Origin of the sequence: Bradyrhizobium manausense (assembly GCF_001440035.1) — a bacterium.
In the GTDB taxonomy this organism is placed as follows: domain Bacteria; phylum Pseudomonadota; class Alphaproteobacteria; order Rhizobiales; family Xanthobacteraceae; genus Bradyrhizobium; species Bradyrhizobium manausense.
In genome coordinates, this window is record NZ_LJYG01000112.1 from 332,415 (window position 1) to 359,220 (window position 26,806).

Here is a 26,806-nt window from a genome sequence, read left to right on the forward strand (position 1 = left end):
GCTTCATGCCAGCTCCTCCGCAACCGTCGGAAACAGGCGCTGATAGGCTTCGCCATAAGTCATGGGCACGCCCGTATTGCGGCTGCCCTGGATGCCGCGGTTGAGCGCGACGCGCTCGTAATAACCCCAGAGATGCTTTTGCGCGGCGAGAATCTGGAACGCCTCGTACTTCTCTTTCCATACCTCGTCGATCTTGAGCAGCAGGTCCGGCTTGTAATTGCACTGCTCGGGCTGGTGCGGCTCGAACAGGAACACCGGTGGCGCGGAATATTTGTACTGCGCGCCAGGCTTGTGGCCCATCGCCTGCGCGACCACGCGCGTCTCCTGGGCGAAATGCGCCGCGTTCGGATGGTCGAAATTGTAGGGGTCTTCCAGCGCGTGCGTCAGCACGAAGCTCGGATTGAGTTCGCGGTAGATGTCGACCATGCGGTCGAAATGCGCCTCGGTCAGCTTGAGCGGATAGTCGCCGCAATCGAAAAATTCGATCTCGGCACCGAGCAGCTTTGCCGCCCGCTCCGCCTCGTCCTTGCGGCCGGCCTTGACCGATTGCAGCGTCGCGCCCTTCTCCTTCCAGGCGAACTGGCTCTCGCCGCGCTCGCCAAAGGACATGCAGACGATCTTCATGCGATAGCCCTTCTTCGCATGCAGCGCGATGGCGCCGCCGGCACGCCAGACGAAATCGCCGGGATGGGCGGTGATCACGAGACCGGTTTTCATGGGAGAACTCCCCTCTTCTCAAGCAGACATTCTGTCGATCGCGAGCGCGGTCATCCGTCGAATCCAAACAGGCGCGCGGGATTATCGACCAGGATCTTTTGCTGGAGCTTCGGCTCCGGCGCGAACAGCAGGATCAGGTCGACAAGATCGCCGTCATTCGGCATCACCTTGACGTTGGGATGCGGCCAGTCGGTGCCCCAGATGACGCGGTCCGGTGCTGTCTCGACGATCTTTCGCGCGAACGGCACGGCATCGGTGAAGGGCGGACCGGCCGAGGACACACGCTCCGAGCCGCAGATCTTCACCCAGCATTTTTCATCGCGCTGCAGCAGCTCGATCAGGATCTTGAACGGGAGCTGGTCGAGCCCTTCGGCGGCCTTGACCCGCCCCATATGGTCGATCGTGTAGCTCAGCGGCAGCCTGGTCAGCATGTCGGCATAATCAGGCAGATCGATCGCATCGAAATGCAGATCGATGTGCCAGCCGAGCGGCGTCACCATCGCGACGATGCGGTCGAAAACGCGCTTGTCGGGCACGCCGCCGAGATGGCGGACGAAATTGAAACGGCAGCCGCGGAAGCCGCCTTCGTGCAGCACGCGCAAGCCCCGCTCGGTGATGCTGTCGTCGATATTGGCGACCGCGCGGTAGGCGCCGTTGCTCTCAGCGATGGCGTCGAGCGCCACCGTGTTGTCGGTGCCGTGCACGCTGGCATTGACGATGACCGCGCGCTGGACGCCGAGCTTGGCGTGCAACACCTTGAAGTCCTCGAGCGGCGCATCCGGAGGCGTGTAGGATCGGTCGGGCGCGTAAGGATATTTCGCGCCGGGGCCGAAGATGTGACAATGCGCGTCGCAGGACAGTTTTGGCAGCCTGAACTTTGGCGTGCGCGTGTTGGGATCGGGCGGTGGAATGGTGGGCGTGTACGTCATCGTCATCACTTGAACCGCCGAGCGAGACGTTTCTTTCAAGTCTTGTTGCTTGCGACAGTCGGCCGCCGCGCCGGCACGGCCTGATCCAGCGCCGGCGCCTGGAACGCGGCCACGGTCGCCTGCACCATCTGCTCGATGGCATTGGCGGCATCGCTGCCGTCGGCCTCGCCGCGCGACAGGCGCGAGACACGTTCCGGCGTCACCAGCGAGTAGTAAAGCGCGCCGAGCAGGAAGTGGCTGCGCCAGACGATGTCGGTGCGCGGAATATGCGGCAGGCTGTCGTGGATCGCGTCGATGAAGGCGTGGCTGGTGTCGTCGAACGTCTGAGCGATGATCTTTCGCGCCACTTCGTTGCCCTCGGCCGACATCACCGCGCGCAGCCGCGTGAAACGAGCGCCGCCACCGGCAAGATCACTGCCCGAGGTGAAGGCCGGCACCACATAGGCCCGAACGATGGCTTCCAGCCGGTCCTGCAGATCGCGCACGCGCCTGGCGGCGGCGAGCAGCTCGGAGCGGCGCAGGTTCATCGGTCCGCAATGGCGCCGGTAGATCTCCAGCAGCAGGCCGTCCTTGGTCTTGAAATGATAGGTGACGCTGCCGGGATTGGCGCCGGCCGCGTGCGCGATGTCGCGCACCGACACGGCGTTGAAGCCGTTGGTGGCGAACAGGTCCTCGGCCGCGGCGAGAATCGCCTCGCGCATGTTCGGCTTGCGGGCCGTTTCCTTGCTGGTGGGCTTGCGTGCCATGCTATTTGTACCATCGTACAAAAGAACAGGTCTCGTCAACAAAAACCAGGAGCAACGCCCGGAAAGCTGAAGGCTGCCGACATCCGCACGCAGCGAGGCTCTCCTCTCAGTTGTGCGCGCCCGCCCGCATCTTCTCCGGCGCGGCCGGACGCCGGAGCAACTCGGCATCATCGCCCCCGCCCTGCGGGATCAAGATGGCGCGCTCGCGCGGCAGTGCCTCCGGCATCTCGTCGCGGATGAAGGCGATCAGCTTCTCCCTGACCTCGCAGCGCAGGTCCCAGGATTGCGGCGCGTTCCGCGCGCTGACCAGCGCGCGCAACTCGATGGTGCGCTGGTCCGCATCGATCACCTGGAGATTGACCACTGCACCGTCCCATAGCTTGGATTCCTTCACGGCTCCCTCCAGCCAGCGCCGGATGCGCGGCACGTCGGCGCGGTAGTCGACATGGAGCGCGATGACGCCGATCAGGGAGGCGGTATCGCGCGTCCAGTTCTGGAACGGCTTTTCGATGAAATAGGACAGCGGCACCACCATGCGGCGCCAGTCCCACAGCCGGATCACGACATAGGTCGCGGCGATGTCCTCGACCCAGCCCCACTCGTTCTCGATGATCACGGCATCCTCGATCCGGATCGGCTGGGTGATGGCGATCTGCAGGCCCGCGATCAGATTGCTGAGCAGCGGCCGCGCCGCCAGACCGACGATGATACCGGCCGCGCCGGCGGAGGCGAACAGGCTGACGCCATATTGCCTGACCGAATCGAACGTCATCAGCGCCGTCGACACCGTGATGATGACGATGATGATGTCGGTCACGCGCTTGAACACGCGCACCTGGGTCACGTGCTTGCGCGCGACGAAGTTTTCGCTGACGTCGCGAAAATTCTGCAAATAGCGCGCCGCGCTCATGTCGACGATGCGGATCGAGATCCAGCCAATCAGCGCGATGAAGGCAACCACGAACAGGCGCGTCAGCGGGTTGCGGAACGCATCGTCCAGCGGCGCGAGCGGCAGCACCAGCGCGACGGCGGCAAGACACAGCGCGAGCTGGGTCGGCCCCGCCGTGCGCTCGATGAACACGCTCAGCAGCGGAAGCCGGGTTCCGAAGGTGCGATTGAGCAGCCAGGCTGCGAGTCGATAGAACGAGAGCGCGATCAGCATCGCCCCGGCGACCAGGCCGAGACCGATAAACCATGACGGTATCCACCCGAACATCCTGTCGATGTCGGTCATGACGGCTTGGCGATTCATTCATGTCCCCGCAATTGCGTTGGCGACCCAACGCTCTTTCGGCGGCTTCGCTCCCACGCCCAGTGCAATGCAGCATCCCTCTGGTGCAACCGTCGCCGAATTGCGCTATGTGTGGGCAATCATGACTCGCCGAACCGGCAGCGCCGATCTTCCCTTGCACACCGGACGAGTTCCGCCGTGGCTGGCGAGCCGCATGGCATCGCTGGGTGCCATCGTCACGCAAGCGATCGTGCTGCATTATGGCCGCGACGCGTTCATGCAGCGGCTATCGCATCCGTTCTGGTTCCAGTCGTTCGGCGCCGTGATGGGAATGGACTGGCACTCCTCAGGCATCACGACGTCGGTGATCGGGGCGCTGAAGCGCGGGCTCGGCCCGCTCCAGGACGAACTCGGCATCTATGTCTGCGGCGGCCGCGGCCGGCATTCGCGCAAGACGCCGGACGAGTTGTCGCAGCTCGGCGACCGCATCGGCTTCGACGGCGCAAAGCTCACGCGCGCCAGCCGCCTCGTGGCCAAGGTCGACAGCGCCGCCGTGCAGGACGGTTTCGATCTCTATCTGCACGGCTTCTTCGTCACCGCCGAGGGCAAATGGACGGTGGTGCAGCAGGGCATGAACGGCGACAAGCGCCAGGCCCGCCGCTATCACTGGCATTCTGAAGCGTTAAAGAGTTTTGTCGACGCGCCCCACAGCGCCATCGACGGGCCGCAGCAGGGCGAGATCGTCAATCTCACCGACCATCGCGCCGACATCTCGCGCAGCGCGCAGCTCGAGCTGCTCAACGAGTTCGGCCCCGATCGCGTCCTCACCGAATTCGAACGGCTTTCGGGCAATACGCCCGAGCCGGCGCAGGCCATGCTGCCGCATCTGATCATGCCCGCGCATCATGACGTCAGGCCGAAAGACGTGTTCGCACGCCGCCTGCATGGCACGCTCGCGGCCGCAGCCGAGCGCGGACCGGTCGATTTCCCTGAACTGTTGCTGACGCCGGGCGTCGGTGCGCGCACCGTGCGATCGCTGGCGATGGTCGCCGAGGTCGTGCATGGCGCACCCTATCGTTTCAAAGATCCTGCGCGCTTCTCGCTCGCCCATGGCGGCAAGGACCGGCATCCCTATCCGGTTCCGATCAAGGTCTATGACGAGACCATCCGCGTGCTGAAGGGCGCGATCCAAGGCGCGAAACTCGGACGCGATGAAGAGATGCAGGCGATCAAGCGCCTCGACGACCAGGCGCGGCGGCTTGAGCGCACCGCGAGCGGGCCATCGGTCGAAGCGTATATCGCCGGTGAACGAGAGGCTTCGCCCGGTCTCGATGGCCGTTCCGTGTTTGGCTGGGAGCACGATCTCGTTGCCGCGACAAAAAAGCGGACCGGCTGATACCGGTCCTCAAGTCAGCGGGAGGACCGCCTTCTCAGGTCTCGTCGGCGTCTGGCTCCTGTTCGAGTCGGTTGGCCGCGTGATCCTGATACTGCTCAGTCTGGATGGACTTGCCGTCCATGCCGCGAATGTCCGAATGCTGCTTCTTGTCGCGGTTGGACAGCACCATGTTGTCGCCGATCTTGTCCTTGGATACGTCCGTCATGGCCCCGGTGCCGTCGCCCTTACCGTGCATGCCGGACCTGAAATGCGTCTTGCTGCCATTTCCAGCTGGCATCGCTCTCTCCTATTGCAGTGATCTTGCGAAAGCTCAGTGCTTCTGTTGCGCCGGCGTCGGTTTCGGCGCCTTGTGGCCGCTCTGGCCGGGATCGTTGTGCTTGTTGTGATCGCTTTCCTGGTTAAGGCCGCCGCGGCTCACCGGAAATTCGCTGTGACGAGCCTCCGGGTTGACACGATGGACGCGCGTGTCTTGCGGGTTATGGCCGATGGCCTGCTCGAGCTCTCGCGCATCCGGAACATCCGGCTTCCGCTCGAAGATGCGCACCTGCTGTTCGTGAGTCTTCTTGCCCTGCATTCCAGGCCTCCAATCTTACCGGCCTCTTCGCGGCGAACCGCTGCGCGCGACATCCTTGTCGATACCGCCACCGATATTGACGTCATTCTCGACGTCTCCTTCGATCGTGTTCTCGCCTAAGACGTCCTCGAGGTCGTCAGGCGAGAGGCCCGCCATGTTCGTTCCCTTCGATCCGCCGATCAGGGGATTGTCGCGCAGGTCCTTCTCTGTCGGCGCGTGGAGCTTAGGTTGCTTGCTGGTCATGGTACGCCTTTGCCTTTTCCGGCCTCGTCGTGCCTGTGATGGACATCGCGCTCTCCACCGCCGCCGGACACCCGGCTGTGGCTGCGCTGCGGATCGTCAGGCGGCGGCTTCTTGACCTCGAGTGGCGCCTTTGCATTCTCATGCGAGGCGCCGGGTCCGCCCTGACGGATGCTGTTGGGTGTCTTGGTGGATGTCGACATGACGCGCCCTCCTCAGCGATCCTGCTGATAGCCTTGGTTGGCCGTGTTCTGCTTGATGTTGCCTTGCTGTCCCTGCTGATCCGGATTCTGTGCACGTTGCTGACCGTGCGACATCTGATCGGCGGACATTTGCTTGCGATCGCCAGTTCCCTTGCGGCTCTGATTGTCCGGCGGAACAGGTGGCATCTTGCTGGCCATGATCTTGTCTCCGGTTAAGACGTAGATCTGCGACATGACCCCGAGGAACTCCCCTCCGCGTCATGTCGCGAGGACAACAGCACCAACGGCACACCGTTCCTGACCGATCACAACACGCAAAGATTTTCCGAAAGCGCGTCGGCGATGTCAGTTCGCCGCGGCGAGGGAACGATCATCTCTCGTTCCGGTGCGTGCGATCGTCCCTGTTCCGCGGGCATCTGACGTGACGGGAAGCTTCGCGATCGCGTGCAAACCCGGCCGCTTGCGCCAGCGCACCTGCGTGGAATCAACAGCCAGATCGAGTTTCGGCCAGCGCACAAACAGTGCCTCGAGCGCGCAGGCCGCCTCGATACGCGCGAGCTGATGGCCCAGGCAGAAATGGATACCCGTGCCGAACGACATGTGCCGGTTGGGCTTGCGTTCGATATCCAGGCGCTCCGGCTGCTCGTGCACCGCCGGATCCATATTCGCGGCGGCGAGCATCGCCATGACGCGGTCGCCCTTCTTCAACGGCACTCCCGCAAGCTCGATGTCTCTACGCACGTAGCGTGGCTTCGAAAACTGCACCGGGGAGACGAAGCGCAAAAACTCCTCCACGGCGAGCGCGGCGCGGCTCCAGTCCTGTTCCATCCAGTCCCGCAGTCCAGGATTTCTGAGCAGCTCGTAGACCGAGCCGCTGATCAGATGCGTGGTGGTCTCCGAGCCCGCCGCCAGCAGCAGGAACACCATCGATACCATTTCGTCCGGCGTGATTTCGCCGCCCTCGCGTTCGACCTGGACCAGTTCGGCAATCAGGCCCTCGCCGCCCCGCTCGCGCGCGATCTGCAACTGTTCCTGGAGGTAAGTCCGCATCTTGCGGAACGCGAACAGCAGGCGAAAGAAGCTGACGACGTTCGTCAGTGAGGACATCGCATTGGCCCAGGCGATGAAGCGCGGACGATCGGCCATCGGCAGGCCGAGCAGCTCTGAGATCACCGACAGGGGCAGAATGCGCGCATAGCGCTCAACCAGATCGGCCGGGATGCCGTTCGCGAACAGCTCATCGGCCAGACCATCCGCAATGGCGCGGATGCGCGGCTCCATCGCAACGATGGCCCGGCGGCGAAAGGCTTCGTCCACAATGCTGCGCAGCCTGGTATGGTCAGGCTCGTCCATCGTCAGCATGTTGTTGGCGATGGTCTTGACCAGCCCCGGCATCCACCAGCGCAGGCCGGCGATTTCGCCGTCTTCCTTGCGCAGCGTGAAGATCGTACTGTCCTTCAGCACTTGCGCCGTCGCATCGTGAGTGGTGGTGATCCAGACGTCACCGACGAGGGGGAAATGCGTGGCGACCACAGGGCCCTGCGCGCGCAGCGCGGCAACGGCCTTCGGCGGATCGCGAAAGAAGGCCTCGCTGGTGAAATCGAGGCGCGGTGCCATGGGATCACCAAATTGGTTCGTGGCGCCTCAACCAGATGGTGAGCGAGACCACCGGCGCAAGGGCCGGAACCTATCCCCGCCCCGGCGAGCGTGGCCCCGCCTTGCGCTGCTGCTGCGTCGTATAGGCATCCCAATGGCTCCAGCTGCCATTGCTGAGGCTTTGCAGATCGGTGCCGAGCGGACGGCGCGTGCGCTTGTCATGCTCGGCGATGACGCGTTCGGACTGCGCAATCTTGCGCTTGAGTTCCCCGATGGTCTTCTGGGTCTCGCCGCTGCGCTTGGAGGACGCAATCTCGCCCATCGTGAAGCGCGCGGTCTCGAGCGCCTTCAACTCGGCGCGGTTTTTCTTCAACTGAACCCGGTGCCAGGCTATGTTGCTGTCGCTGTCCGCAACCATGTGGGAACTCCGCTGATTCGCTCCCACAGTGTATCAAGCGCCGAATCGGCGGGGCAACGCCCGGCCGGAGGCGAAAATGCGGTCTTATTGCGAGAAAACGCTGCGTTTAGCGTTCGGCAAACGCTTTTTCGACCACGAACTGGGCGGGTTCACCATGGTTGCCCTCGACGAAGCCGCGCTCGCCCAGCAGCACGCGGGTGTCGGCGACAAGCGCCGGGCTGCCGCAGATCATGACGCGGTCATGGGCTGCCTCGATGGCCGGCAGGCCGATGTCGGTGAACAGCTTGCCCGAGGTGATGAGGTCGGTGATGCGGCCGCGGTTGCGGAAGGGATCGCGGGTCACGGTCGGGTAATAGATCAGCTGGTTCTGGATGTACTCGCCGAGCAGTTCGTCGTTCGGCAGGTGCTCGGTGATCATCTCGCCATAGGCGAGTTCCCTGACGTGACGGCAGCCGTGCAGCAGCACGACCTTCTCGAACCGCTCATAGGTCTGGGGATCCTTGATTACGCTCAGGAACGGCGCGAGACCTGTGCCAGTGCCGATAAGGTAGAGGTTGCGGCCCGCTTCCAGATTGTCGATGACCAGCGTGCCGGTGGCCTTGCGGCTGACGATGATCTCGTCACCTTGCTTCAGATGCTGGAGGCGCGAGGTCAGCGGACCATCGGGCACCTTGATCGAGAAGAATTCGAGCGTGTCCTCGTAATTGGCGCTGGCGACGCTGTAGGCCCGCAGCAGCGGCTTCTCGCCCACCTTGAGCCCGATCATGGTGAATTCGCCGTTGCGGAAACGGAAGGTCGGGCTGCGGGTGGTCTTGAAGGAGAACAGCGTGTCGGTCCAGTGGTGGACGCTCAAAACGCTTTCCTGATTGAAATTGCTCATCTCACCCTTCCGTTTCGCTTCTCACGCGGTCTCGAGGCGGTCAGCTATGCGTCGTTTGTATACGATCATTCGTATACTAATGAATAATCCCGCTTGATCCCGCGGTCAAGGCTGCCCAAGATCGAAAGCGTTGCAGTTGGGAATGAGGAGCCCTTTCCATGGCGCATGACGCACCCCAGGCCACCGGACCCTCGAAGCTGGTGATCCGCAATATCGGCCTGATCCTATCCGGCGCGCTGGAAAAACCCATTCTGGACGGCGACACCATCGTCGCCGAGAACGGCAAGATATCAGCCGTCGGGCGTTACAAGGACCTCAACACCGAAGGTGCGACCACCGTCGTCGACGCCAACGGCACGACGGTCACCCCAGGCCTGATCGACAGCCACGTCCATCCTGTCGCGGGCGACTGGACGCCGCGGCAGAACCAGATCAACTGGATCGACAGCTCGCTCCATGGCGGCATCACCACCATGATCTCGGCGGGCGAAGTGCACATGCCCGGCCGCCCCCGCGACGTCGTCGGGCTGAAGGCGATGGCGATCTTCGCCCAGCGCGCGTTCTGGACGCTGCGTCCGGGCGGTGTGAAGGTTCACGCCGGTGCGCCGGTGATCGAATGCGAGATGGTCGAGGAAGACTTCAAGGAAATGGCCGCCGCCGGCGTCAAGCTGCTCGGCGAAGTCGGGCTCGGCGGTGTGAAGGACGGCCCGACGGCGCGCAAGATGGTCGGCTGGGCGCGCAAATACGGCATCCAGAGCACCATCCACACCGGCGGCCCCTCGATCCCCGGCTCCGGCCTGATCGACAAGGACGTGGTGTTGGAGGCCGATACCGACGTGGTCGGCCACATCAATGGCGGCCACACCGCGCTGCCCGACGACCAGATCCGCTGCATCTGCGAGGGCTGCAAGCGCGGGCTCGAGATCGTTCACAACGGCAATGAGCGCTCGGCGCTCTACACGCTGCGCATCGCGCGCGAGATGGGCGATCTGCACCGCGTCATCCTCGGCACCGACGGGCCGGCCGGCTCCGGCGTGCAGCCGCTCGGCATCTTGCGCATGGTCTCGATGCTGTCCTCGATCGGCGAGCTGCCGGCCGAGCTCGCGTTTTGCCTTGCCACCGGCAACACCGCGCGGATGCGCGCGCTCGATTGCGGCCTCATCGAAGTCGGCCGCGCCGCCGACTTCGTCATCATGGACAAGGCCCAGCACTCGCCCGGCAAGAATATCCTGGAGAGCGTCCAGCTCGGCGACCTCCCCGGCATCGGCATGACCATCATCGACGGCATCGTGCGGACGCAACGCAGCCGCAACACGCCGCCGGCCGGGCGGGTGCCGGAGGTGGTGGCGAAGTGACGGCTCTTGCCGTCATTCCGGGGCGCGCGTAGCGCGAACCCGGAATCTTGCGCAACAGCCTCTGGATTCCGGGTTCACGCGCGATGCGCGTGCCCCGGAATGACATGGTCAATTCACCTAAGCTTGTTCAGCAACGCCATCAACAGCTCGCGCTCTTTCGCATCGAGCGGTGCCAGCGTTTCGCGCGTGATCGCAATCGCGTTCGGCGCGAGTTTCTCGGCAAGCTGCTGACCGGCGCGCGTCAGGCTCACCAGGAGGCGCCGACCGTCCTCGGGATCCTGGCTGGTCTCGGTGAGGCCGCGGGCCGTGAGGCGGTCGATCACGCCCTTGATGGTCGCGACGTCCATCGCGGTCAGCCGTCCGAGCTGGTTCTGCGAGCACGGCCCGGTCTCGGCAAGCTTCGACAGCGCCGCCCACTGTGTCGGCGTCAGGTTGACGCCGATGTCGCGGGAGAAGATCGCGCTGTGGCGCTGCCAAACCTGGCGCAGGATGAAGCCGACCTGCTCGTCGAGCACATAAGGCGGTTTTGCCGGTTTGACGTTCTTCTTCGCCGTAACGCTTCTCGCCATCCCCGCCCTCACAACGACAAATGCGCGTCACGAATATCCGGACGCGCGTCAAGCTCGGCCATGGTGCCGCCGAAGCAAATGCGGCCGCGCTCGATGATATAGGCGCGATCGGAAATCAGCCGTGCAAAATGCAAATTCTGCTCGGAGACGACGATGCTGACGCCTTCCTTCTTCATGGTCAGGATGGCATCGACCATCTGCTCCACGATCTTCGGCGACAGGCCTTCCGAGGGCTCATCCAGCAACACCAGCGATGGATTACCCATCAGGGTGCGCGCGATGGTCAGCATCTGCTGCTCACCGCCGCTCATGCGGCCGCCCGGACGATTCTTCATTTCGCCCAGATTCGGAAACAGCGCGAACAGCTTTTCGCGATCCCAGTGCGGCGCATTCGGCCGTTTCGGCTGGCGGCCGACTTCGAGATTCTCCTCCACCGTCAAATCGGTGAAGATGCGCCGCTCCTCCGGCACGTAGCCGAGCCCCTCGCGCACGATCTCATGCGTCGGCTTGGCCGAGACGTCCTTGCCCTCGAACATGATGCGGCCGGTGCGCTGCGCGACGAGGCCGACGATCGAGCGGAACGTGGTCGACTTGCCGGCGCCGTTGCGACCGAGCAGTGCCACGACCTCGCCCTCACCGACCTCGAAACCGATGTCGAACAGGATATGCGCGGGGCCGTAATGGCTGTTGAGGTCTTGCACCGCGAGCTTCATGCCGAGGCCCCCTCGCGATGCCCGCCCTCGTACAGCAGACCCTCGCCAAGATATATCGCCTGCACCTGCGGATTGCCGCGCACCTCGGCCGGCGAGCCCTCGGCGATCAGCGTGCCGCGATTGAGCACGATGATGCGGTCGGCATGCTCGAACACCACGTCCATGTCGTGCTCGGTAAAGAGCACGCCGATCGACTTCTCCTTCGCGATCTGTGCCGTGAGCCGCATCAGCTCGACGCGCTCGCGCGGCGCCATGCCGGCCGTCGGCTCGTCCATCAGCAAAAGCTTCGGATCGTTGGCGAGCGCCACCGCAAGCTCGAGGCGCTTGAGGTCGCCATAGGCGAGCTCGCCGCAGGGCCGGTCCGCATAGCCGCTCATGCCGACCAGCTCGAGCAGCCGGCCGGCCTCGTTGCGGTCGACGTCAGGCGCCGAACCCCAGAAATTGAACAGCTGCCTGCCATGCGAGATCAGCGCGACCTGCACGTTCTCGCGGACCGTCATGGTCGCGAAGGTCGCCGTGATCTGGAAGGTGCGCCCCACGCCCATGCGCCAGATCTCGCGCGGCTTCTTGCCCGTGGTCTCCTCGCCAAGCAGGCGCACTTGGCCGCTATCAGGCTTGTTCTGGCCGTTGAGCATGTCGAAGCAGGTGCTCTTGCCCGCGCCGTTCGGGCCGATCAGCGCCAGGATCTCGCCCGATCGCAGCGAGAACGAGACGCCGCGCACGGCATGGATGCCGCCATAGGATTTGGTCAGGCCTTCGACCGCGAGAAGTGGGGGTACGAGGCTCATTCGGCAGACTCGATCGGCTTGGCGAGTAAGGAGGATCCCGGCGGCGATGACTTCCTGCGGCGCTGCGCTAGCACCTCGAGCATGCCGACGATGCCCTTGGGGAAGACGACGACGATCAGCACGATGAAGCCGCCGAGCACGAGCTTGGACAGATCGGTCTGGCTCACCAGCCAGATGTTCAGCGCCTTGTAGACGATGGCGCCGATCACCCCGCCGGACACCGTTTCGACCCCGCCGAGCAGCACCATGACCAGCGCATCGACCGAGAGCGAGATGCCGAGATTATCAGGGAACACGCTGCCCTTCAGATAGGCGAACAGCGCGCCGCCGATGCCGGCGGTGGTGCCCGCGATCACGAACGCCGTCCACTGGATGCGCTTGGCATCGATGCCGACGGCCTCGCTGCGCAGCACCGAGTCACGCGTGGCGCGCAGCGCGTAGCCGAACGGCGAGAACACCGCGATCCTGAGCGCAATGGTGACGAGCGCCGCAACGCCGAGCGCCAGCCAGTAGAAATGCGACGGGCTCGCAGCCCAGCTCGCGGGCCAGACGCCCAATATGCCGTTGTCGCCACCTGTGACGCTGACCCACTGGAACGCGATCGACCACACGATCTGCGCAAAGGCCAGCGTCAGCATCGCAAAGTAGACGCCGGAGAGCTGCACCGCGAAGAAGCCGAACACGGCGGCCCCCATGCAGCCGAGCAGCGGGCCGAGCAGCAGGCAGACAATCATCGGCAGTCCCGCCAGCTTGGCGAGGAACGCGACGCCATAGGCGCCGAGGCCGAAATAGGCGGCGTGGCCGAACGACGCGAGCCCGCCGACCGACATCAGGAAATGCAGGGAGACGGCGAAGATCACGAAGATCGCGATTTCGGAGCCGACGGTCAGCGCGTAGTTGCCGGCGAACAGCGGCAGCAGCGCCGCGACGACGAGCGCCGCCAGCGACGCCAGCCGCTCGTTCGACGTCAGTGGACGCCACGGATTGACCGTGAGGCCCGGCGTCTTGCGCGCGGCCGCCTCCGGCTTGCCGAACAGGCCCCAGGGCCGGACGATCAGCACCACGGCCATCACCAGGAAGACCAGGATGATGGAAATTTTTGGAAAGATCAGGATGCCGAACGCGTTCAACTCGGAGACCAGCACCGCCGCAACGAAGGCGCCGACGATGCTGCCAAGGCCGCCGATCACGACGACCACAAAGACCTCGACGATGATGCGCAGATCCATGGCGTGATGCACGGCATCGCGCGGGATCTGGAGCGCGCCGCCAAGGGCGGCAAGGAAGACGCCGACCGCGAACACCGACGTGAACAGCCATTTCTGATTGACGCCGAGCGCGGCGACCATGTCGCGGTCCTGCGTCGCCGCGCGCACCAGGACGCCCCAACGCGTGCGCTGGAACAGCAGCCAGAGAATGCCGAGCACGACGGGCCCGAGCACGATCAGGAACAGATCGTAGCTCGGGATGTTCTGGCCGAAGAAATCGACCGCGCCCTTGAAGCCCGGCGCGCGGCGGCCGACGAGATCGTCAGGCCCCCAGATCAGCACGACGAGATCCTCGACCATCAGCGTGAGGCCGAAGGTGCCGAGCAGCTGGAACAGCTCGGGGGCGTGATAGATGCGACGGAGCAGCACCATCTCGACGAGGACGCCGATCAGCGCGACCGCCAACGCCGCCGCGACCACCCCGCCCCAGAAGCCGAACGCTCCGGAGAAGCGCTCGGTCAGCGTGAAGGCGATATAGGCGCCGATCATGTAGAAAGCGCCATGCGCGAAATTCACGATCCGCGTCACGCCAAAGATGATCGACAGGCCCGAGGCCACCAGGAACAGCGACGCTGCGCTGGCGAGTCCGGTCAGAAACTGTACGACGTAAAAGGCCATCGGCGGTCCGGGTTGGATTTAGTGCGATCCCGCGACGAGCGCGGGCCTTGTAGGGTGGGTTAGCCCTGCAGATGCGCAGAGCGCATCTGCTCGGCGTAACCCACCACCTTTTGTCGTGTTGCACCGAAGATGGTGGGTTACGCCTCCGGCTAACCCACCCTACGGCAGCGGAGTTCGGAACGGCCTCTCAATCCTTGGGGCGCAGCTTCTCGACTTCGGCATCACCAGGCAGATAGTCCGCGCCCTTCTTGTAAGCAGCGTCCACCATCACGCCCTTGCCGTCCTTCTGCGCGGTCTTGCCGACGAAGGCCCCTAACGTCGACTGGTGGTCGATCTTGCGGAAGGTGATCTCGCCGAACGGCGACGGCATCGAGATGCCTTCGGCGGCCGCGATCATCTTGTCGGTATCGGTCGAGCCGGCCTTGGCCAGGATCGCCGCCGCTGCCTTGATGGTCTGGTAGCCGACGATCGAACCGAGGCGCGGATAATCGTTGTACTTGGCCTGATAGGCCTTCAGGAACGCATCATGCTCGGGCGTCTTGATCGAGTACCAGGGATAGCCGGTGACGATCCAGCCTTCGGGCGTCTCGTCCTTGAGCGGATCGAGATATTCGGGCTCGCCGGTCAGGAAGGACACGACCTCGCGCCCCTTGAACAGGCCGCGGGTGTTGCCTTCACGCACGAGCTTGACGAGGTCAGGACCGAAGGTGACGTTGAGGATGGCTTCCGGATTGGCCTGCGCCACCGCCTGCACAACCGGGCCCGCATCGATCTTGCCCTGCGGCGGCCACTGCTCGTCGACCCATTGGATGTCAGGACGCTTCTCCGACATCAGCTTCTTGAACACTGATACGGCCGACTGGCCGTATTCATAGTTCGGCGCAATCGTCGCCCAGCGTTTTGCCGGCAACTTGCTGGCGGCTTCCACCAGCATGGCGGCCTGCATGTAGTTGGAGGGACGCAGGCGGAAAGTGTACTTGTTGCCCTTCGCCCAGGTCACGGCGTCCGTCAGCGGCTCGGCCGCGAGGAAGAACACCTTCTTCTGGTTGGCGAAGTCGGAGACCGCAAGGCCGATATTCGACAGGAACGTCCCCGTCAGCATAGCAACGCCCTCGCTGGAGACGAGCTCGTTGGCCGCGGTCTGCGCATCGGCCGGCTTGCCGCCGTCGTCCTTGGAGACGACCACAAGCTTCTTGCCGTTGATGCCGCCAGAGGCGTTGATCTCTTCGACCGCGAGCTGCCAGCCCTTGCGGTAGGGTTCGGTGAATGCAGGCAGCAGCGAGTAGCTGTTGATCTCGCCGATCTTGATGTCCTCCGCCAGGGCCGAATGGCCCATGCCGGCAGCCAGAAGCGCAAAGGCCGCGCCGACAATGTAATTTCTTGCTCGCATCCCAACCTCCAGTTTTTAACTCGCCAGAATCTTCTGTTTCAGACCATCTTCTATTTCAAACCGTCTTCACCCTTGATCTCGGCGACCGTCAGCCCGCCCACGCGCGGCAATGGACGGCCGCTGTCGGTGACGGCGACGGCCACCATGATCTCGTTGGCGCGCGGCGCGTCGTTGATCTGCACTTCCATGCCGTCGAAATGGCTGCGCACGAAGGCGGCGTCCTTGTGCCCGAGCGGAATGTCGAGCGTGGTGCCGGGGCCGCTGCGCTTCTTGGACGATGGAATCAGCGCCGCACCCTTGCCCAGAACTTTCCGCACCGGCGCGCCCATCTTGGGATGCAGGATCGCGGCGGCATGTTCGAGCTCGCCGTTCTCGCCGACCGCGGCGGCCTTGCCGTAGCTGTGCGCCTTGGCGCCATCGATGCCGAGCGCCGCCACGGCGCGCTTCGCCAGCAAATCACCAAGCTCCTCGCCGATCGCGATCAGCGGCGAGAGATCTTCGACATATCGTCCGGCAAAGGGATTCTCGATCACGGCGATCGCCGCCGCGCGCCTGGTCGGCGGCGAAACCTGACGGCCCATCTCCATCTGCGTCTCTTCGACGACGGTGACGATCTTGCGGATGATCGCGCTCATGCTTCACGTCCCTGTTCAGGCATCGACCGCGTTCTCCAGCACCAGCGGGCGCGATCGTTGCTCTTCGATGTTCCTGGTTCCGATGACAAGCATATCACCACAAAGCCTGAGCACGGCACCCTCGATCAATCCGCGATCGAACAATTGCCGTGCACATTCCGCGCCAGATTCGAGCGCGGCACCGATCTCTGCTTGCGACAATTCCCCGACGTCGCGGGTGACGAGACGCGCGCCGAGATCGCTGTCGGGCTGAAGCTCGTTGGCGGGTTGCCTGACGATGGCGGGATGGCCGGGCAGATCGACGGCATTGGCGATCACGGTCGCTGCCGCGTCGGCCTGCGAGGCGGTCGCCGCCAGCACCGTCACCGCATCGGCAATGCCGAGCGAAAAGCTGCGGCCATGGCGGCCGCTGGTGGCGATGCCGCGCACCGGATCGTCCGCATCGATCCTTATGGCGCGCATTACGCCATCGCGGTCGGGCCGATCCATCAGGCCGACCGAAAAATGCTCGCCCCGCGCGAGATGCAGGGCGATGTCGCCGCCATTGTTGACATAGACACGGTCGAGCAAGGCGGCGCCCAGCATCGCGCCGAGAATCTCCTCGGCCACGCTGCCGGCCACTGCCGCCATGGGCGTGATGAAACGATCGGCGGCGTAGGGCGCGACAGCTGCATGCATCCGGCGCGCGACGACGCCCTGCAGCGAAGTTCGCGCCTCGGCGGCCTTGCGCAGCTCCGGCAGCTCCGTACAGAGCTCATCGAGCAGCCCGGTGAACCGCCGCGATGCAGCCTCATAGGCCGCGCGCACCTGATGCGCCGGGCCCCTCGCCTCGACGATCAGGTCAATCGGTCCATCCTGCAAATGCAGCCGCCGGCCATCAGACAGCAATGCGATTTGCGGGAGACGTGTCATGCCCGTCGTCCCGGGATCGGATGCTGCCAGGGCAGCTGACGGACATCGTCGCCGCCTTTCACCTCGGACAGCGGCTTGACATAATCCATGTGCCCGCCGAGCGCGGCATAGTCGGACAGTTTCATCGTGAATTCGATCGGCGCGACCAGCGCCGGCGTCGGCACATAACCGAACGCGCCCGCGGGCATCTGCGTCACGTCGACCATGTAGGTGATGCCGCCGCCCGGCCAGACGTAAACCGCCGCGCCACCGCTGGTGACGCGCGTCAACGCGTCCTTCACCGAGCGCGTCAGCCGCACCGGATTGTCGGTGACGCCGGCGCGCAGCGAACCGCCCGCACCGGCCATGAACAGCACCGTGCACAGCGCCGGCTCACAATTTTCCTGGATGCGCTCGACCGTGAATTTCAAATCGGCCGGCATCTCGGTCTCGACCGGCTTCAAGGCCTCGTCGAGCACGTAGTAGGACGAATGCTCGCCTGTCGTGGACACCATCAGCATCGAGAGGCCAGGCTTGGCCTCCTTGGGATCGAACGGCCCGAGGATCGCAAGCGGATCGGAGATATTGGTTCCACCCCACCCGGTGCCGGGATCGGCGACCTGGAAATAGCGGCCGGGCGTCGAGCGCCGGCCCTTCATCTTGATGCCGGTGTCGGCGATGTCGAGCAGCTTTCCCGCCTGATGCTCGGACAGCACGCCGGTGATGTGGTCGTCCACCACGACGACCTCATCCACCTTGCCGTGCCATTGCTTGGCGAACATGCCGATCGTCGCCGAGCCGCAGCCGACGCGCATGCGCTCTTCCCTCACGCCGTTGACGATCGGCGGCTGGCCGGCCTGCACCACAACGCTGGCGCCGCCGTCGATGGTCAGCTCCACCGCCTTGCAATTGGCAAGGTCCATCAGCGTGTCGCAGGTGACGCGGCCCTCTTTCTTGGAGCCGCCAGTCAGATGGTGCACGCCGCCGAGCGACAGCATCTGCGAGCCGTATTCGCTGGTGGTGACGTGGCCGACCGCCTCGCCCTGTGCGCGCACGGTCGCAGTCTCCGGCCCGAGATAGCGGTCGGTGTCGATCTTCACCTTGACGCCGCAATAGGAGAAGATGCCCTCGGTGACGACGGTCACCATGTCGACGCCGTCGACCTCGGAGGAGACGATGAAAGGCGCCGGCTTGTAGTCGGGATAGGTCGTCCCCGCGCCGATCGCGGTCACGAAGGTCGAGGGCTCGTGAACGAGCTTGCCGTCCCAGTCTTCGCTGCGGCTGAACGGCACCAGCTTGCCGCCCTGCGACACGGTACGTTCCAGAATGACGTGCGGATCGACGCGGACGAGCTTGCCGTCGTGATTGGCATAGCGGTCGCAAGCGCCCGCCGCGCCCGGCTTGATGTAGCACATCACCGGACAGGCATCGCAGCGGATCTTGTCGGTGGCCGCGCTCGTCGTTTCCATCACCATGTCACAGCCAGCGAAGCGTGCGGTTATCATTCGTATACGAACGATGTTGCGCGCGGTCCCGATAGCTGTCAAGCGGCGCCGCACGCGAAAAGCCGCGCCTGCCGAATAAAACCTCATTTGCCTCCCGAGCTTGTCCACAAAGCGGGCAGCCACGCTGCACTGCGGCATGACGGCTTGCACGTTTGTGTACAAACGGTATCGTCGCGACTTAGATTTCGAGCGAACTGGAAATTTCGCGACCGCAGGGTTTGGGAACGAGGATGACGCAGCCACCGATCCGCCTCACCGTGAACGGCAGGATCCACGACGTCACGGCGGAGCGCCAGACGCCGCTGCTCTACGTGCTGCGCAACGATCTCGGACTCAACGGGCCGAAATATGGTTGCGGCCTGGGTGAATGCGGCACCTGCACTGTCCTGATCGACGGCGCGGCCGCCCGCTCCTGCGTGATTCCGGTCGGCGGTTGCGCCGGGCGCGACATCGTGACGCTCGAAGGCCTCGGTACAAGCGACAAGCCTGACGTGGTGCAGCAGGCCTTCATCGACGAGCAAGCCGCGCAATGCGGCTACTGCCTCAACGGCATGATCATGACCACCAAGGCGCTGCTCGCGATCAACCCGCAGCCGACCGAGCAGGAAGCGCTCGCGGCGTTGCGCTACAATCTCTGCCGCTGCGGCACGCATGTCGAAATCCTGCGCGCCGTGATGCGCGCCTCGAGCCAGCTCGCCGGGGCCGTTGATTGATGGCCTCTCTTGTTTCGGATGCAGCTGCGCGAGGCTCGCTCATCGTCGTCCGCACGGTGGACGAGGTCACATCGGAAACCTTCATCCGCATCACCGCGGACGGTTCAGTCACGGCCTACAACGGCCATGTCGATCTTGGCACCGGCATCCGGACCGCGCTCGGCCAGATCGTCGCCGAAGAGCTGGACGTCTCCTTTGCGCGAGTCATCGTTGTGCTCGGCGACACGGCGGTCGTGCCGAACCAGGGCGCCACGATCGCCAGCGAAACCATCCAGATCACGGCCGTTCCGCTCCGCAGGGCTGCAGCGCAAGCGCGACAGTTCTTGATCGCGCGCGCGGCCGAGCGGCTGGAACTGCCGGAGACTGAGCTCAAGATCGAAGACGGCCTGGTGCGCGGTCATAATCATAGCGTCAGCTATGGCGAGCTGATTGGTGGCGAAACCATTCGTCTCGAACTGGCCGACGATGTTGCCGTCAAGGCCGCCAGCGACTACGCCATCGTCGGCCAGTCGATGCCGCGCGTCGATCTTCCCGCCAAGGCCACAGGCGAATTGACCTTCGTGCACGACATCCGCCTGCCCGGCATGCTGCATGGCCGCGTGGTGCGCCCACCCTACTCCGGCGTCGATGCGGGCCCGTTCGTCGGCACCAGCCTGATCGCCGTCGATGAAGCTTCCGTGCGCGGCATTCCCGGCATCGTAGCCGTCGTCCGCATCGGCGATTTCGTCGGTGTCGTCGCCGAGCGCGAGGAGAATGCGATTCGCGCCGCCGAGCAGCTCAAGGTGAGCTGGAAGCCGACGCCTGATTTGACCGATCTCGCTGAAGTCGAGACCGCGCTCCGCGCCCAGCCGTCGACCCCCCGCACGCTGATCGACAAGGGCGACGTCGATGCGGCGATCTCGGGCGCGGCCAAGCCGATGCGGCGTACTTATGTGTGGCCGTACCAGATGCACGCCTCCATCGGCCCGTCCTGCGCGGTCGCGGATTTCCAGGACGGCAATATCCGGGTCTGGTCCGGCACGCAAAGTCCGCATGTGCTGCGCAGCGATCTTGCGCTCCTGATCGAGCGTCCCGAAAGCGAGGTCGAGGTCATCCGCCTGGAGGCCGCCGGCTGCTATGGCCGCAACTGCGCCGATGACGTCACCGCGGATGCGCTGCTGCTGTCGCGCGCGGTCGGTCGGCCCGTGCGCGTGCAGCTGACGCGCGAGCAGGAGCACGCCTGGGAGCCCAAGGGCACCGCGCAGCTGATCGACGTCAATGGCGGGCTCGATGCTGATGGCGGCATCACTGCTTACGACCTCGCCACGCGCTATCCCTCGAACGCGGCGCCGACGCTGGCGCTGCTGCTCACGGGGCGCATCTCGCCCGAGCCCGCGGTCCTGCAAATGGGTGACCGCACCGCGATCCCGCCTTACGACTACGACCACATGCGCGTCGTCGCCCATGACATGGCGCCGATCGTGCGCGCGTCCTGGTTTCGCGGCGTCTCGGCGCTGCCGAACACCTTTGCGCATGAATCCTACATCGACGAGGCCGCGACCGAAGCCGGCGTCGACCCGATCGAATATCGCCTGCGTTATCTGAAGGACCAGCGCGCCGTCGATCTCGTCAACGCGGTGGCCGAACGCGCCGGCTGGACGCCACGTGCCGTTCGCGAGGAGAAGGACGGCGAAATCGTGCACGGGCGCGGCTTTGCCTACGCGCTCTACGTCCACAGCAAATTCCCCGGCTATGGCGCCGCGTGGTCGGCCTGGGTTGCGGACGTTGCCGTGAACAAGACCACCGGCGAGGTCAGCGTCACCCGCGTCGTCGCGGGGCAGGATTCGGGCCTGATGATCAATCCGGACGGCGTGCGCCACCAGATCCATGGCAACGTCATCCAGTCCACCAGCCGCGCGCTGATGGAAGAAGTTTCGTTCGAGCGGGGCGCGGTGGCGGCGCGCGAATGGGGCGCCTATCCGATCATCCCCTTCCCCGACGTGCCGAAGATCGACGTCCTGATGCTGCCGCGTCAGGACCAGCCGCCGCTCGGCGTCGGCGAGTCCGCGTCAGTCCCGAGTGCAGCCGCGATCGCAAATGCGATCTTCGATGCCACCGGCGTGCGCTTTCGCGANGAGCCTCCATTCACGCCCGAACGCATCCTGAAGGGCCTGAACGGCGAAACGTCGCCGGTGCCGCAAGCCCTGCCCGCACCCGCAGCGCCGAAATCGTCCCGCATCTGGGAGAATCCCTTCGCAAGACGCGCCGGCGTCTTCGCGACGATCGCGGCCGTCTGCACCGCCGCGATCGGCATCGGCGCCGCGCTGCTGCCCGGGCGCGCCATCGCGCCGATCGCGCGTCCCGACGCATCGGTCTATTCCGCGGCAACGATCGCACGCGGCGCACAGCTTGCCGCGCTCGGCAATTGCGCGGAATGCCATACGAGCCTCGGCGGCGGGCTCAACGCCGGGGGCCGCGCGCTGGAGACGCCGTTCGGGACGATCTATTCGACCAACATCACGCCCGACGTCGAGACCGGCATCGGCGCCTGGTCCTATCCCGCCTTCGAGCGCGCGATGCGCGAGGGGCTGCATCGCGACGGCCGGCAGCTCTATCCCGCCTTTCCCTACACGCATTTTTCGAAAACCAGCGACGCCGACATGCAGGCGCTCTACGCTTACCTGATGGCGCAGCCCGCGGTGCGCGCGACGGCGCCCGCGAACGCGCTCGCCTTTCCGTTCAACGTCCGCCCGCTGCTCGCGGGCTGGAACGCGCTGTTCCACGACACCAGGGAGTTCAAGCCCGATCCCGCCAGGTCCGAGCAATGGAATCGCGGTGCCTATCTGGTCGAGAGCCTCGGTCATTGCAGCGCCTGCCATTCGCCGCGCAATGCTGTTGGCGCCGAGCAACAGCAGGCCTATCTCGCCGGCGGCTTTGCGGAAGGTTGGGAGGCGCCGCCATTGACCTCGCTCTCGCACGCGCCGATCCCGTGGAGCGAGGACGAGCTGTTCACCTATTTGCGCACCGGCCATTCGCGCTATCACGGCGTCGCGGCCGGGCCGATGGCACCGATCGTGAGGGATCTCAAAGCCCTGCCCGATCGGGACATCCGCGCGATGGCGGTCTATCTCGGCTCGTTCAACGATACCCTCGCCGATGCACCCGCACTCGCGACGAAGCTCGAGAGCGCAACCCAAGTCACCGTGACATCATCGAGCGGCGCGCGGCTCTATCAAGGCGCCTGCGCCGTCTGTCACGAGGTCGGTGGCCTGCCTCTGTTCGGCAGCCGGCCTTCGCTCGCGCTCAACAGCAATCTGCACAGCGCGACGGCGGACAATCTGGTGCAGGTGATCCTGCACGGCATCAGCGAACCCGTATCGAGCGATCTCGGCTACATGCCAGCGTTCAAGAACAGCATGAGCGATGCGCAGGTCGAGGAGCTCGTCACCTTCCTGCGCAGTCAGTTCGCGCCGGACAAGCCGGCCTGGACCGGCTTNNGCTTGCGCGAGACGATCGCGCGCGTGAGATCGTCGACGATGCACTAAATCAAGCGTGCGTCTTCATCTCCACCGGAGGCGTGCCATGGGTGTGGAACGACTCGATTGTCTTCAGCCCCCAGGCCTGGCCCTTCTTGCGCTCCTCTTCCGTCCACACGATCGGCTTCCAGTCCGGCGCGAGGATCAGGCGCGCGCCGGCATTGGCGACTTCGACGCGGTTGCCGCCGGGCTCGTAGACATAGAGGAAGAAGGTCTGCTGTATCGCGTGCTTGTGCGGCCCGGTCTCGATATGCACGCCGTTTTCCAGGAAGATATCAGCCGCGCGAAGAATCTCCTCGCGGCTGTCGAGCGCGTAGGTGACATGGTGGAAGCGGCCGGGCGTGCCGGAATGGTCGAGCGAATAGGCGAAATCGTAGCTCTTGTTCGACATGGTCAGCCACATCGCAGCCTCGCGGCCGTCATTGAGCACGATCTGCTCGGTCAGCCGGCAGCCGAGATAGGTCTCGAAGAATTCGCGGTTGGCCTTGATGTCGACGGCGAGGCAGTTGAGATGGTCGAGCCGGCGGACATTGACGCCGCGCGCGGGAAAGCGCTGCGCCTGGTTCTTCAGCGCCGGCTTCAGTTCCGGCGGCGCCTGATACCATTCGGTCTCGTAATAGAGTTCGACGATGTGTCCGTCGGGGTCGCGGCAACGGAACGTCGGTCCCTGCCCCATGTCGCCGTCGATCCAGCCGATGTCGAAGCCGGAGCCTTTCAGCGCAGCGACGCGGCGTTCAAGCGCCTGCTGGCTGCGCGCGCGCAGAGCCATATGCTCCATGCCTGACGTCTTCGAGGCCGTCAGCTTGAGCGAATAGCGCTCGTAATCGTCCCAGCCGCGCAGGTACACCGACTCGCCCTTCCGCCCGCTGATGGTCATGCCCATGACGTCGACGAAAAACTTCAGGCTCTCGTCGGGTTTCGGCGTCAGCAGCTCCATGTGGCCGAGATGAGCGAGATCGAGGATCGGTTCGGGCTGCATGGGTGCTCTCCAAAGCCTCGGTGGGCGCGGTTCATTTGTACTAATGTACAAATGATTAGCTCCCGTCAACAAACCGGTGCGTGCCGGCCGACGAGCAGCCCCGCCTCGCCACTGCGAATGGTCATCCTCTCCAACGGCGGACGGACTGCCCGAATGGTAAAACTTTCCTTAAGTCGAATGAGGCTCAAGGGCCTGGAAAGCCGCCATTTTCGGGCGGTTTTCGGCAGCAAGCATGCACTCGGAACAACTCTAGCCACCGAATTGTAGCGGATTTAACAAAGCCCCCGCGGCGGCCGTTTAACCGTTTGTGCAGCGACACCCCGCATAGTCGCAGAAACAGTCTGACTTTTCAGGTTCATCCATCGTGACATCCTTTGGACGCGTGATTTCGGTACGTGGATCGCTCGCCCGGGTCGGGCTTCTGGCGCAGAGCCAGATGTCGATCTCGGAGGTACGGGCCACCGTCGGCCGCTTCGTCAGCATCCGCTGCGCCAGCTCGGTCATCGTCGCCATGATCACCGAAGTGTCCTGCGAGAATCTCGCGAGCACCGGCGAATACGTCGCGATCGCCTCGGTCGACCTGCTCGGCGAAATCCTCAACGCCGCCGACAAGGCAAAATTCCAGCGCGGCGTCACCAATTATCCGACCATCGGCGATGCCGTCGACCTGATCACCAGCCAGGAGCTGCGCACGATCTACGCGCCGACCGGGTCGGACCAGATCAATGTCGGCTTCCTCCAGCAGGACCGCTCGGTCATCGCCTATGTCGACATCGAGGAAATGCTGTCCAAGCATTTTGCGGTGCTGGGATCGACCGGCGTCGGTAAATCGACCGGCGTGTCGCTGCTGCTCAACGAGATCCTGAAGGCGCGGCCGAACCTGCGCATCTTCCTGCTCGACGTGCACAACGAATATGGCCGCTGCTTCGGCGACCGCGCGCTGGTGCTCAACCCGCGAAACCTGAAGCTGCCGTTCTGGCTGTTCAATTTCGAGGAAATCGTCGACGTGCTGTTCGGCGGCCGCGCCGGCGTGCCGGAGGAGCTCGACGTCCTCGCCGAGGTGATCCCGATCGCCAAGGGCATCTACACGCAATACCAAAACACCGACCGGCTCGGCCTCAAGCGCGTCGATCCCAAGCAGATCGGCTTCACCGTCGACACGCCGGTGCCGTACCGCCTGGTCGATCTGGTTTCGCTGATCGACGAGCGCATGGGCAAGCTGGAAAATCGCTCCTCGCGCATCATCTATCATAAGCTGATCTCGCGCATCGAAGCCGTGAAGAACGATCCGCGCTACGCCTTCATGTTCGACAACGCCAATGTCGGCGGCGACACCATGGCCGAAGTGATCAGCCATCTGTTCCGCCTGCCCGCCAATGGCAAGCCGATGACGGTGATGCAGCTCGCCGGCTTCCCGGCCGAAGTCATCGATTCCGTCGTGTCGGTGCTGTGCCGCATGGCGTTCGACTTCGGCCTGTGGAGCGACGGCGTCTCGCCGATGCTGTTCGTCTGCGAGGAAGCACACCGCTACGCCTCCGCCGACCGCAATATCGGCTTCGGGCCGACCCGCAAGGCAGTCTCGCGCATCGCCAAGGAGGGCCGCAAATACGGCGTCTATCTCGGCCTGATCACGCAGCGCCCTGCAGAGCTCGACGCCACCATCATCTCCCAGTGCAACACGCTGTTCACGATGCGTCTTGCCAACGACCGCGACCAGGCACTGCTGCGCGCCGCCGTGTCGGACGCGGCCGCGAACCTGTTGTCCTTCGTGCCCTCGCTCGGCACCCGCGAGGTGCTGGCGTTCGGCGAAGGCGTCGCCCTGCCGACGCGCTTGCGCTTCAAGGAAGTGCCGCCGCATCAATTGCCGCGCGGCGAGGCCACCATTTCGAGCGTGCCGTCGATCTCTGCCGGTCACGACATGCATTTCGTCGGCGCCGTGCTCGAGCGCTGGCGCGGTGCGACCTCGCAACGCGACGTGCCGAACGACCCGGTGTTCGCCGCGCCGCCCGCCAGGACGCTCGCGCCGGCCGAAACGCCGATGCTGCAGCCCTCGCTGGGCCTCGACCCCGACCGCTTCTCGCTGCTGAAGAAGCCGCTGCGGTAACGCCTCGCTCTATCCGCATCGTCATTGCGAGCGCAGCGAAGCAATCCAGAGTCTTTCCGCAGAGGGTCTGGATTGCTTCGCGGAGCCTGTCATCGGGCCGCGCTTCGCTCGGACCCGGTGGCTCGCAATGACGGTGCAAGAGGCGCCAGCGCCGCTTCTTCGATCGGCATGCTGCTGGCACATTGAGGCCCCGGTCAGCATCGACTATGGTTTCCCGCCCCCAAGCCGGAAATCCATGCCAATGACAAAATCCGCAGCGCAACGCTTCCTAGCACCCGCCATCGACAAGCTGCCCGACGACATCCGCACCCGCCTCCTCGCCGTGCAGGAAAAGAGTGGTTTCGTGCCCAACGTCTTCCTGACGCTGGCCTACCGTCCCGACGAGTTCCGCGCTTTCTTCGCCTATCACGACGCGCTGATGGAAAAGGATGGCGGGCTCACCAAGGCCGAGCGCGAGATGATCGTGGTGGCGACCTCGGCCGCCAACCAGTGCCAATATTGCGTGATCGCCCATGGTGCGATCCTGCGCATCCGCGCCAAGAACCCGCTGATTGCCGACCAGATCGCGATCAACTACCGCAAGGCCGATATCACGCCGCGCGAGAAAGCCATGCTCGATTTCGCGATGAAGATCTCCGCCGACGCACAGCGGATCGCCGAGGAGGATTTCGCAAGCCTTGCCCCACACGGCTTCAGTGACGACGACATCTGGGACATCGCGGCGATCTCGGCCTTCTTCGCGCTGTCAAACCGTCTGGCAAATTTCACCGGCATGCGGCCGAACGACGAATTCTACCTGATGGGACGCCTGCCCAAAACCGAAAAGAAATGAC

The 26,806-nt window shown here is 64.5% G+C and carries 27 protein-coding genes and 1 pseudogene; 7 read left to right on the forward strand and 21 right to left on the reverse strand.

The genetic code is table 11. From position 1 onward, the window contains the following. Positions 1 to 3 precede the first annotated feature (3 nt). From AOQ71_RS38115 to AOQ71_RS38130, 4 genes are all read right to left on the reverse strand, one after another. Positions 4 to 717: a PIG-L deacetylase family protein gene (locus AOQ71_RS38115; RefSeq protein WP_057758306.1), complete on the reverse strand. Its 714-nt coding sequence runs from the start codon at positions 715 to 717 to the stop codon at positions 4 to 6. 50 nt (positions 718 to 767) lie between these two features. Next, positions 768 to 1,652 carry an amidohydrolase family protein gene (locus tag AOQ71_RS38120; RefSeq protein ID WP_057758308.1) on the reverse strand — a complete coding sequence of 295 codons (885 nt, stop codon included), beginning with the start codon at positions 1,650 to 1,652 and terminating at the stop codon, positions 768 to 770. Between the two features lie 29 nt (positions 1,653 to 1,681). Beyond that, positions 1,682 to 2,392 (reverse strand): TetR/AcrR family transcriptional regulator, encoded by a 711-nt coding sequence (locus AOQ71_RS38125; protein WP_057758310.1) that lies wholly within the window; start codon positions 2,390 to 2,392, stop codon positions 1,682 to 1,684. A 106-nt stretch (positions 2,393 to 2,498) separates the two neighbouring features. Continuing rightward, positions 2,499 to 3,644, reverse strand: a complete 1,146-nt coding sequence (locus AOQ71_RS38130) for a mechanosensitive ion channel family protein (protein ID WP_057758313.1) — start codon at positions 3,642 to 3,644, stop codon at positions 2,499 to 2,501. A gap of 121 nt (positions 3,645 to 3,765) precedes the next feature. Here AOQ71_RS38130 and AOQ71_RS38135 point away from each other — a divergent pair, with 121 nt between their 5' ends. Then, positions 3,766 to 5,019: a DUF763 domain-containing protein gene (locus AOQ71_RS38135; RefSeq protein WP_057759052.1), complete on the forward strand. Its 1,254-nt coding sequence runs from the start codon at positions 3,766 to 3,768 to the stop codon at positions 5,017 to 5,019. Positions 5,020 to 5,053: 34 nt separating this feature from the next. On the opposite strand, the gene AOQ71_RS38140 is transcribed toward AOQ71_RS38135, so the two are convergent. The 8 genes from AOQ71_RS38140 to AOQ71_RS38175 all read right to left on the reverse strand — a co-directional run bounded on the left by AOQ71_RS38140 (position 5,054) and on the right by AOQ71_RS38175 (position 8,930). Next, on the reverse strand, positions 5,054 to 5,296 hold the full coding sequence (locus tag AOQ71_RS38140) for a hypothetical protein (RefSeq protein WP_057758315.1): 243 nt from the start codon (positions 5,294 to 5,296) through the stop codon (positions 5,054 to 5,056). Between the two features lie 33 nt (positions 5,297 to 5,329). Then, positions 5,330 to 5,593, reverse strand: a complete 264-nt coding sequence (locus tag AOQ71_RS38145) for a hypothetical protein (protein WP_057758317.1) — start codon at positions 5,591 to 5,593, stop codon at positions 5,330 to 5,332. Between the two features lie 15 nt (positions 5,594 to 5,608). Beyond that, the gene (locus AOQ71_RS38150; RefSeq protein WP_057758318.1) at positions 5,609 to 5,836 is read right to left on the reverse strand and encodes a hypothetical protein; all 228 of its coding nucleotides are present in this window, start codon (positions 5,834 to 5,836) and stop codon (positions 5,609 to 5,611) included. Then, the gene (locus tag AOQ71_RS38155; RefSeq protein ID WP_057758321.1) at positions 5,833 to 6,036 is read right to left on the reverse strand and encodes a hypothetical protein; all 204 of its coding nucleotides are present in this window, start codon (positions 6,034 to 6,036) and stop codon (positions 5,833 to 5,835) included. Before AOQ71_RS38155 ends, AOQ71_RS38150 begins: the two co-directional genes overlap by 4 nt. 12 nt (positions 6,037 to 6,048) lie before the next feature. After that, on the reverse strand, positions 6,049 to 6,234 hold the full coding sequence (locus AOQ71_RS38160; protein ID WP_057759054.1) for a hypothetical protein: 186 nt from the start codon (positions 6,232 to 6,234) through the stop codon (positions 6,049 to 6,051). Between the two features lie 147 nt (positions 6,235 to 6,381). Next, a complete protein-coding gene (locus AOQ71_RS38165) occupies positions 6,382 to 7,653 on the reverse strand; it encodes a cytochrome P450 (RefSeq protein ID WP_057758323.1) in 1,272 nt (423 codons plus the stop codon). A gap of 70 nt (positions 7,654 to 7,723) precedes the next feature. Next, entirely contained in the window at positions 7,724 to 8,050 is a 327-nt protein-coding gene (locus tag AOQ71_RS38170) for a hypothetical protein (RefSeq protein WP_057758324.1), read from the reverse strand. A 106-nt stretch (positions 8,051 to 8,156) separates the two neighbouring features. After that, on the reverse strand, positions 8,157 to 8,930 hold the full coding sequence (locus tag AOQ71_RS38175) for a ferredoxin--NADP reductase (protein WP_057758326.1): 774 nt from the start codon (positions 8,928 to 8,930) through the stop codon (positions 8,157 to 8,159). Positions 8,931 to 9,088: 158 nt separating this feature from the next. Between AOQ71_RS38175 and AOQ71_RS38180 the strand changes: the two genes are divergently transcribed. After that, positions 9,089 to 10,285, forward strand: a complete 1,197-nt coding sequence (locus AOQ71_RS38180) for an amidohydrolase family protein (RefSeq protein WP_057758329.1) — start codon at positions 9,089 to 9,091, stop codon at positions 10,283 to 10,285. Positions 10,286 to 10,398: 113 nt separating this feature from the next. On the opposite strand, the gene AOQ71_RS38185 is transcribed toward AOQ71_RS38180, so the two are convergent. The 8 genes from AOQ71_RS38185 to AOQ71_RS38220 all read right to left on the reverse strand — a co-directional run bounded on the left by AOQ71_RS38185 (position 10,399) and on the right by AOQ71_RS38220 (position 18,632). After that, the gene (locus AOQ71_RS38185) at positions 10,399 to 10,854 is read right to left on the reverse strand and encodes a MarR family winged helix-turn-helix transcriptional regulator (protein WP_057758331.1); all 456 of its coding nucleotides are present in this window, start codon (positions 10,852 to 10,854) and stop codon (positions 10,399 to 10,401) included. Positions 10,855 to 10,862: 8 nt separating this feature from the next. Then, positions 10,863 to 11,567 (reverse strand): ABC transporter ATP-binding protein, encoded by a 705-nt coding sequence (locus AOQ71_RS38190; protein WP_057758333.1) that lies wholly within the window; start codon positions 11,565 to 11,567, stop codon positions 10,863 to 10,865. Further along, complete coding sequence (locus tag AOQ71_RS38195) at positions 11,564 to 12,355, reverse strand: ABC transporter ATP-binding protein (protein WP_057758335.1); 792 nt, start codon at positions 12,353 to 12,355, stop codon at positions 11,564 to 11,566. The genes AOQ71_RS38190 and AOQ71_RS38195 overlap by 4 nt, the downstream gene beginning before the upstream one ends. Further along, complete coding sequence (locus AOQ71_RS38200) at positions 12,352 to 14,241, reverse strand: ABC transporter permease (RefSeq protein WP_057758337.1); 1,890 nt, start codon at positions 14,239 to 14,241, stop codon at positions 12,352 to 12,354. The genes AOQ71_RS38195 and AOQ71_RS38200 overlap by 4 nt, the downstream gene beginning before the upstream one ends. Positions 14,242 to 14,428: 187 nt before the next feature. Next, positions 14,429 to 15,631 (reverse strand): ABC transporter substrate-binding protein, encoded by a 1,203-nt coding sequence (locus AOQ71_RS38205; RefSeq protein WP_057758340.1) that lies wholly within the window; start codon positions 15,629 to 15,631, stop codon positions 14,429 to 14,431. A 50-nt stretch (positions 15,632 to 15,681) separates the two neighbouring features. Continuing rightward, on the reverse strand, positions 15,682 to 16,266 hold the full coding sequence (locus tag AOQ71_RS38210; protein ID WP_057758342.1) for an amino acid synthesis family protein: 585 nt from the start codon (positions 16,264 to 16,266) through the stop codon (positions 15,682 to 15,684). A gap of 15 nt (positions 16,267 to 16,281) precedes the next feature. Beyond that, positions 16,282 to 17,178, reverse strand: coding sequence for a UPF0280 family protein (locus AOQ71_RS38215; RefSeq protein WP_057758344.1), 897 nt, complete (start codon positions 17,176 to 17,178; stop codon positions 16,282 to 16,284). Further along, the gene (locus AOQ71_RS38220; RefSeq protein ID WP_057758346.1) at positions 17,175 to 18,632 is read right to left on the reverse strand and encodes a hypothetical protein; all 1,458 of its coding nucleotides are present in this window, start codon (positions 18,630 to 18,632) and stop codon (positions 17,175 to 17,177) included. Before AOQ71_RS38220 ends, AOQ71_RS38215 begins: the two co-directional genes overlap by 4 nt. 260 nt (positions 18,633 to 18,892) lie before the next feature. Here AOQ71_RS38220 and AOQ71_RS38225 point away from each other — a divergent pair, with 260 nt between their 5' ends. From AOQ71_RS38225 to AOQ71_RS49290, 3 genes and pseudogenes are all read left to right on the forward strand, one after another. Then, complete coding sequence (locus tag AOQ71_RS38225) at positions 18,893 to 19,375, forward strand: (2Fe-2S)-binding protein (protein ID WP_057758349.1); 483 nt, start codon at positions 18,893 to 18,895, stop codon at positions 19,373 to 19,375. After that, a partial coding sequence (locus AOQ71_RS49285) for a xanthine dehydrogenase family protein molybdopterin-binding subunit (protein ID WP_245317364.1) occupies positions 19,375 to 21,488 on the forward strand: 2,114 nt, incomplete at its 3' end. The genes AOQ71_RS38225 and AOQ71_RS49285, both read left to right, overlap by 1 nt. Position 21,489: 1 nt before the next feature. Next, positions 21,490 to 22,850 (forward strand): annotated as a pseudogene (locus AOQ71_RS49290) (c-type cytochrome); the annotation flags it as partial. Positions 22,851 to 22,900: 50 nt separating this feature from the next. Here AOQ71_RS49290 and AOQ71_RS38235 read toward each other — a convergent pair. Beyond that, positions 22,901 to 23,869: a catechol 2,3-dioxygenase gene (locus tag AOQ71_RS38235; protein ID WP_057758353.1), complete on the reverse strand. Its 969-nt coding sequence runs from the start codon at positions 23,867 to 23,869 to the stop codon at positions 22,901 to 22,903. A 364-nt stretch (positions 23,870 to 24,233) separates the two neighbouring features. On the opposite strand from AOQ71_RS38235, the gene AOQ71_RS38240 reads away from it, so the two are divergent. Beyond that, positions 24,234 to 25,973: an ATP-binding protein gene (locus AOQ71_RS38240; RefSeq protein ID WP_083514787.1), complete on the forward strand. Its 1,740-nt coding sequence runs from the start codon at positions 24,234 to 24,236 to the stop codon at positions 25,971 to 25,973. A gap of 241 nt (positions 25,974 to 26,214) precedes the next feature. Continuing rightward, entirely contained in the window at positions 26,215 to 26,805 is a 591-nt protein-coding gene (locus AOQ71_RS38245; RefSeq protein WP_057758357.1) for a peroxidase-related enzyme, read from the forward strand. Position 26,806: the final 1 nt, after the last annotated feature.

Bases quoted from the DNA above. Each gene is read 5' to 3' on its own strand.
- AOQ71_RS38115 (WP_057758306.1), bottom strand. From the start codon at position 717: ATGAAAACCGGTCTCGTGATCACCGCCCATCCCGGCGATTTCGTCTGG.
- AOQ71_RS38120 (WP_057758308.1), bottom strand. From the start codon at position 1,652: ATGACGATGACGTACACGCCCACCATTCCACCGCCCGATCCCAACACG.
- AOQ71_RS38125 (WP_057758310.1), bottom strand. From the start codon at position 2,392: ATGGCACGCAAGCCCACCAGCAAGGAAACGGCCCGCAAGCCGAACATG.
- AOQ71_RS38130 (WP_057758313.1), bottom strand. From the start codon at position 3,644: ATGAATCGCCAAGCCGTCATGACCGACATCGACAGGATGTTCGGGTGG.
- AOQ71_RS38135 (WP_057759052.1), top strand. From the start codon at position 3,766: ATGACTCGCCGAACCGGCAGCGCCGATCTTCCCTTGCACACCGGACGA.
- AOQ71_RS38140 (WP_057758315.1), bottom strand. From the start codon at position 5,296: ATGCCAGCTGGAAATGGCAGCAAGACGCATTTCAGGTCCGGCATGCAC.
- AOQ71_RS38145 (WP_057758317.1), bottom strand. From the start codon at position 5,593: ATGCAGGGCAAGAAGACTCACGAACAGCAGGTGCGCATCTTCGAGCGG.
- AOQ71_RS38150 (WP_057758318.1), bottom strand. From the start codon at position 5,836: ATGACCAGCAAGCAACCTAAGCTCCACGCGCCGACAGAGAAGGACCTG.
- AOQ71_RS38155 (WP_057758321.1), bottom strand. From the start codon at position 6,036: ATGTCGACATCCACCAAGACACCCAACAGCATCCGTCAGGGCGGACCC.
- AOQ71_RS38160 (WP_057759054.1), bottom strand. From the start codon at position 6,234: ATGGCCAGCAAGATGCCACCTGTTCCGCCGGACAATCAGAGCCGCAAG.
- AOQ71_RS38165 (WP_057758323.1), bottom strand. From the start codon at position 7,653: ATGGCACCGCGCCTCGATTTCACCAGCGAGGCCTTCTTTCGCGATCCG.
- AOQ71_RS38170 (WP_057758324.1), bottom strand. From the start codon at position 8,050: ATGGTTGCGGACAGCGACAGCAACATAGCCTGGCACCGGGTTCAGTTG.
- AOQ71_RS38175 (WP_057758326.1), bottom strand. From the start codon at position 8,930: ATGAGCAATTTCAATCAGGAAAGCGTTTTGAGCGTCCACCACTGGACC.
- AOQ71_RS38180 (WP_057758329.1), top strand. From the start codon at position 9,089: ATGGCGCATGACGCACCCCAGGCCACCGGACCCTCGAAGCTGGTGATC.
- AOQ71_RS38185 (WP_057758331.1), bottom strand. From the start codon at position 10,854: ATGGCGAGAAGCGTTACGGCGAAGAAGAACGTCAAACCGGCAAAACCG.
- AOQ71_RS38190 (WP_057758333.1), bottom strand. From the start codon at position 11,567: ATGAAGCTCGCGGTGCAAGACCTCAACAGCCATTACGGCCCCGCGCAT.
- AOQ71_RS38195 (WP_057758335.1), bottom strand. From the start codon at position 12,355: ATGAGCCTCGTACCCCCACTTCTCGCGGTCGAAGGCCTGACCAAATCC.
- AOQ71_RS38200 (WP_057758337.1), bottom strand. From the start codon at position 14,241: ATGGCCTTTTACGTCGTACAGTTTCTGACCGGACTCGCCAGCGCAGCG.
- AOQ71_RS38205 (WP_057758340.1), bottom strand. From the start codon at position 15,631: ATGCGAGCAAGAAATTACATTGTCGGCGCGGCCTTTGCGCTTCTGGCT.
- AOQ71_RS38210 (WP_057758342.1), bottom strand. From the start codon at position 16,266: ATGAGCGCGATCATCCGCAAGATCGTCACCGTCGTCGAAGAGACGCAG.
- AOQ71_RS38215 (WP_057758344.1), bottom strand. From the start codon at position 17,178: ATGACACGTCTCCCGCAAATCGCATTGCTGTCTGATGGCCGGCGGCTG.
- AOQ71_RS38220 (WP_057758346.1), bottom strand. From the start codon at position 18,632: ATGGTGATGGAAACGACGAGCGCGGCCACCGACAAGATCCGCTGCGAT.
- AOQ71_RS38225 (WP_057758349.1), top strand. From the start codon at position 18,893: ATGACGCAGCCACCGATCCGCCTCACCGTGAACGGCAGGATCCACGAC.
- AOQ71_RS38235 (WP_057758353.1), bottom strand. From the start codon at position 23,869: ATGCAGCCCGAACCGATCCTCGATCTCGCTCATCTCGGCCACATGGAG.
- AOQ71_RS38245 (WP_057758357.1), top strand. From the start codon at position 26,215: ATGACAAAATCCGCAGCGCAACGCTTCCTAGCACCCGCCATCGACAAG.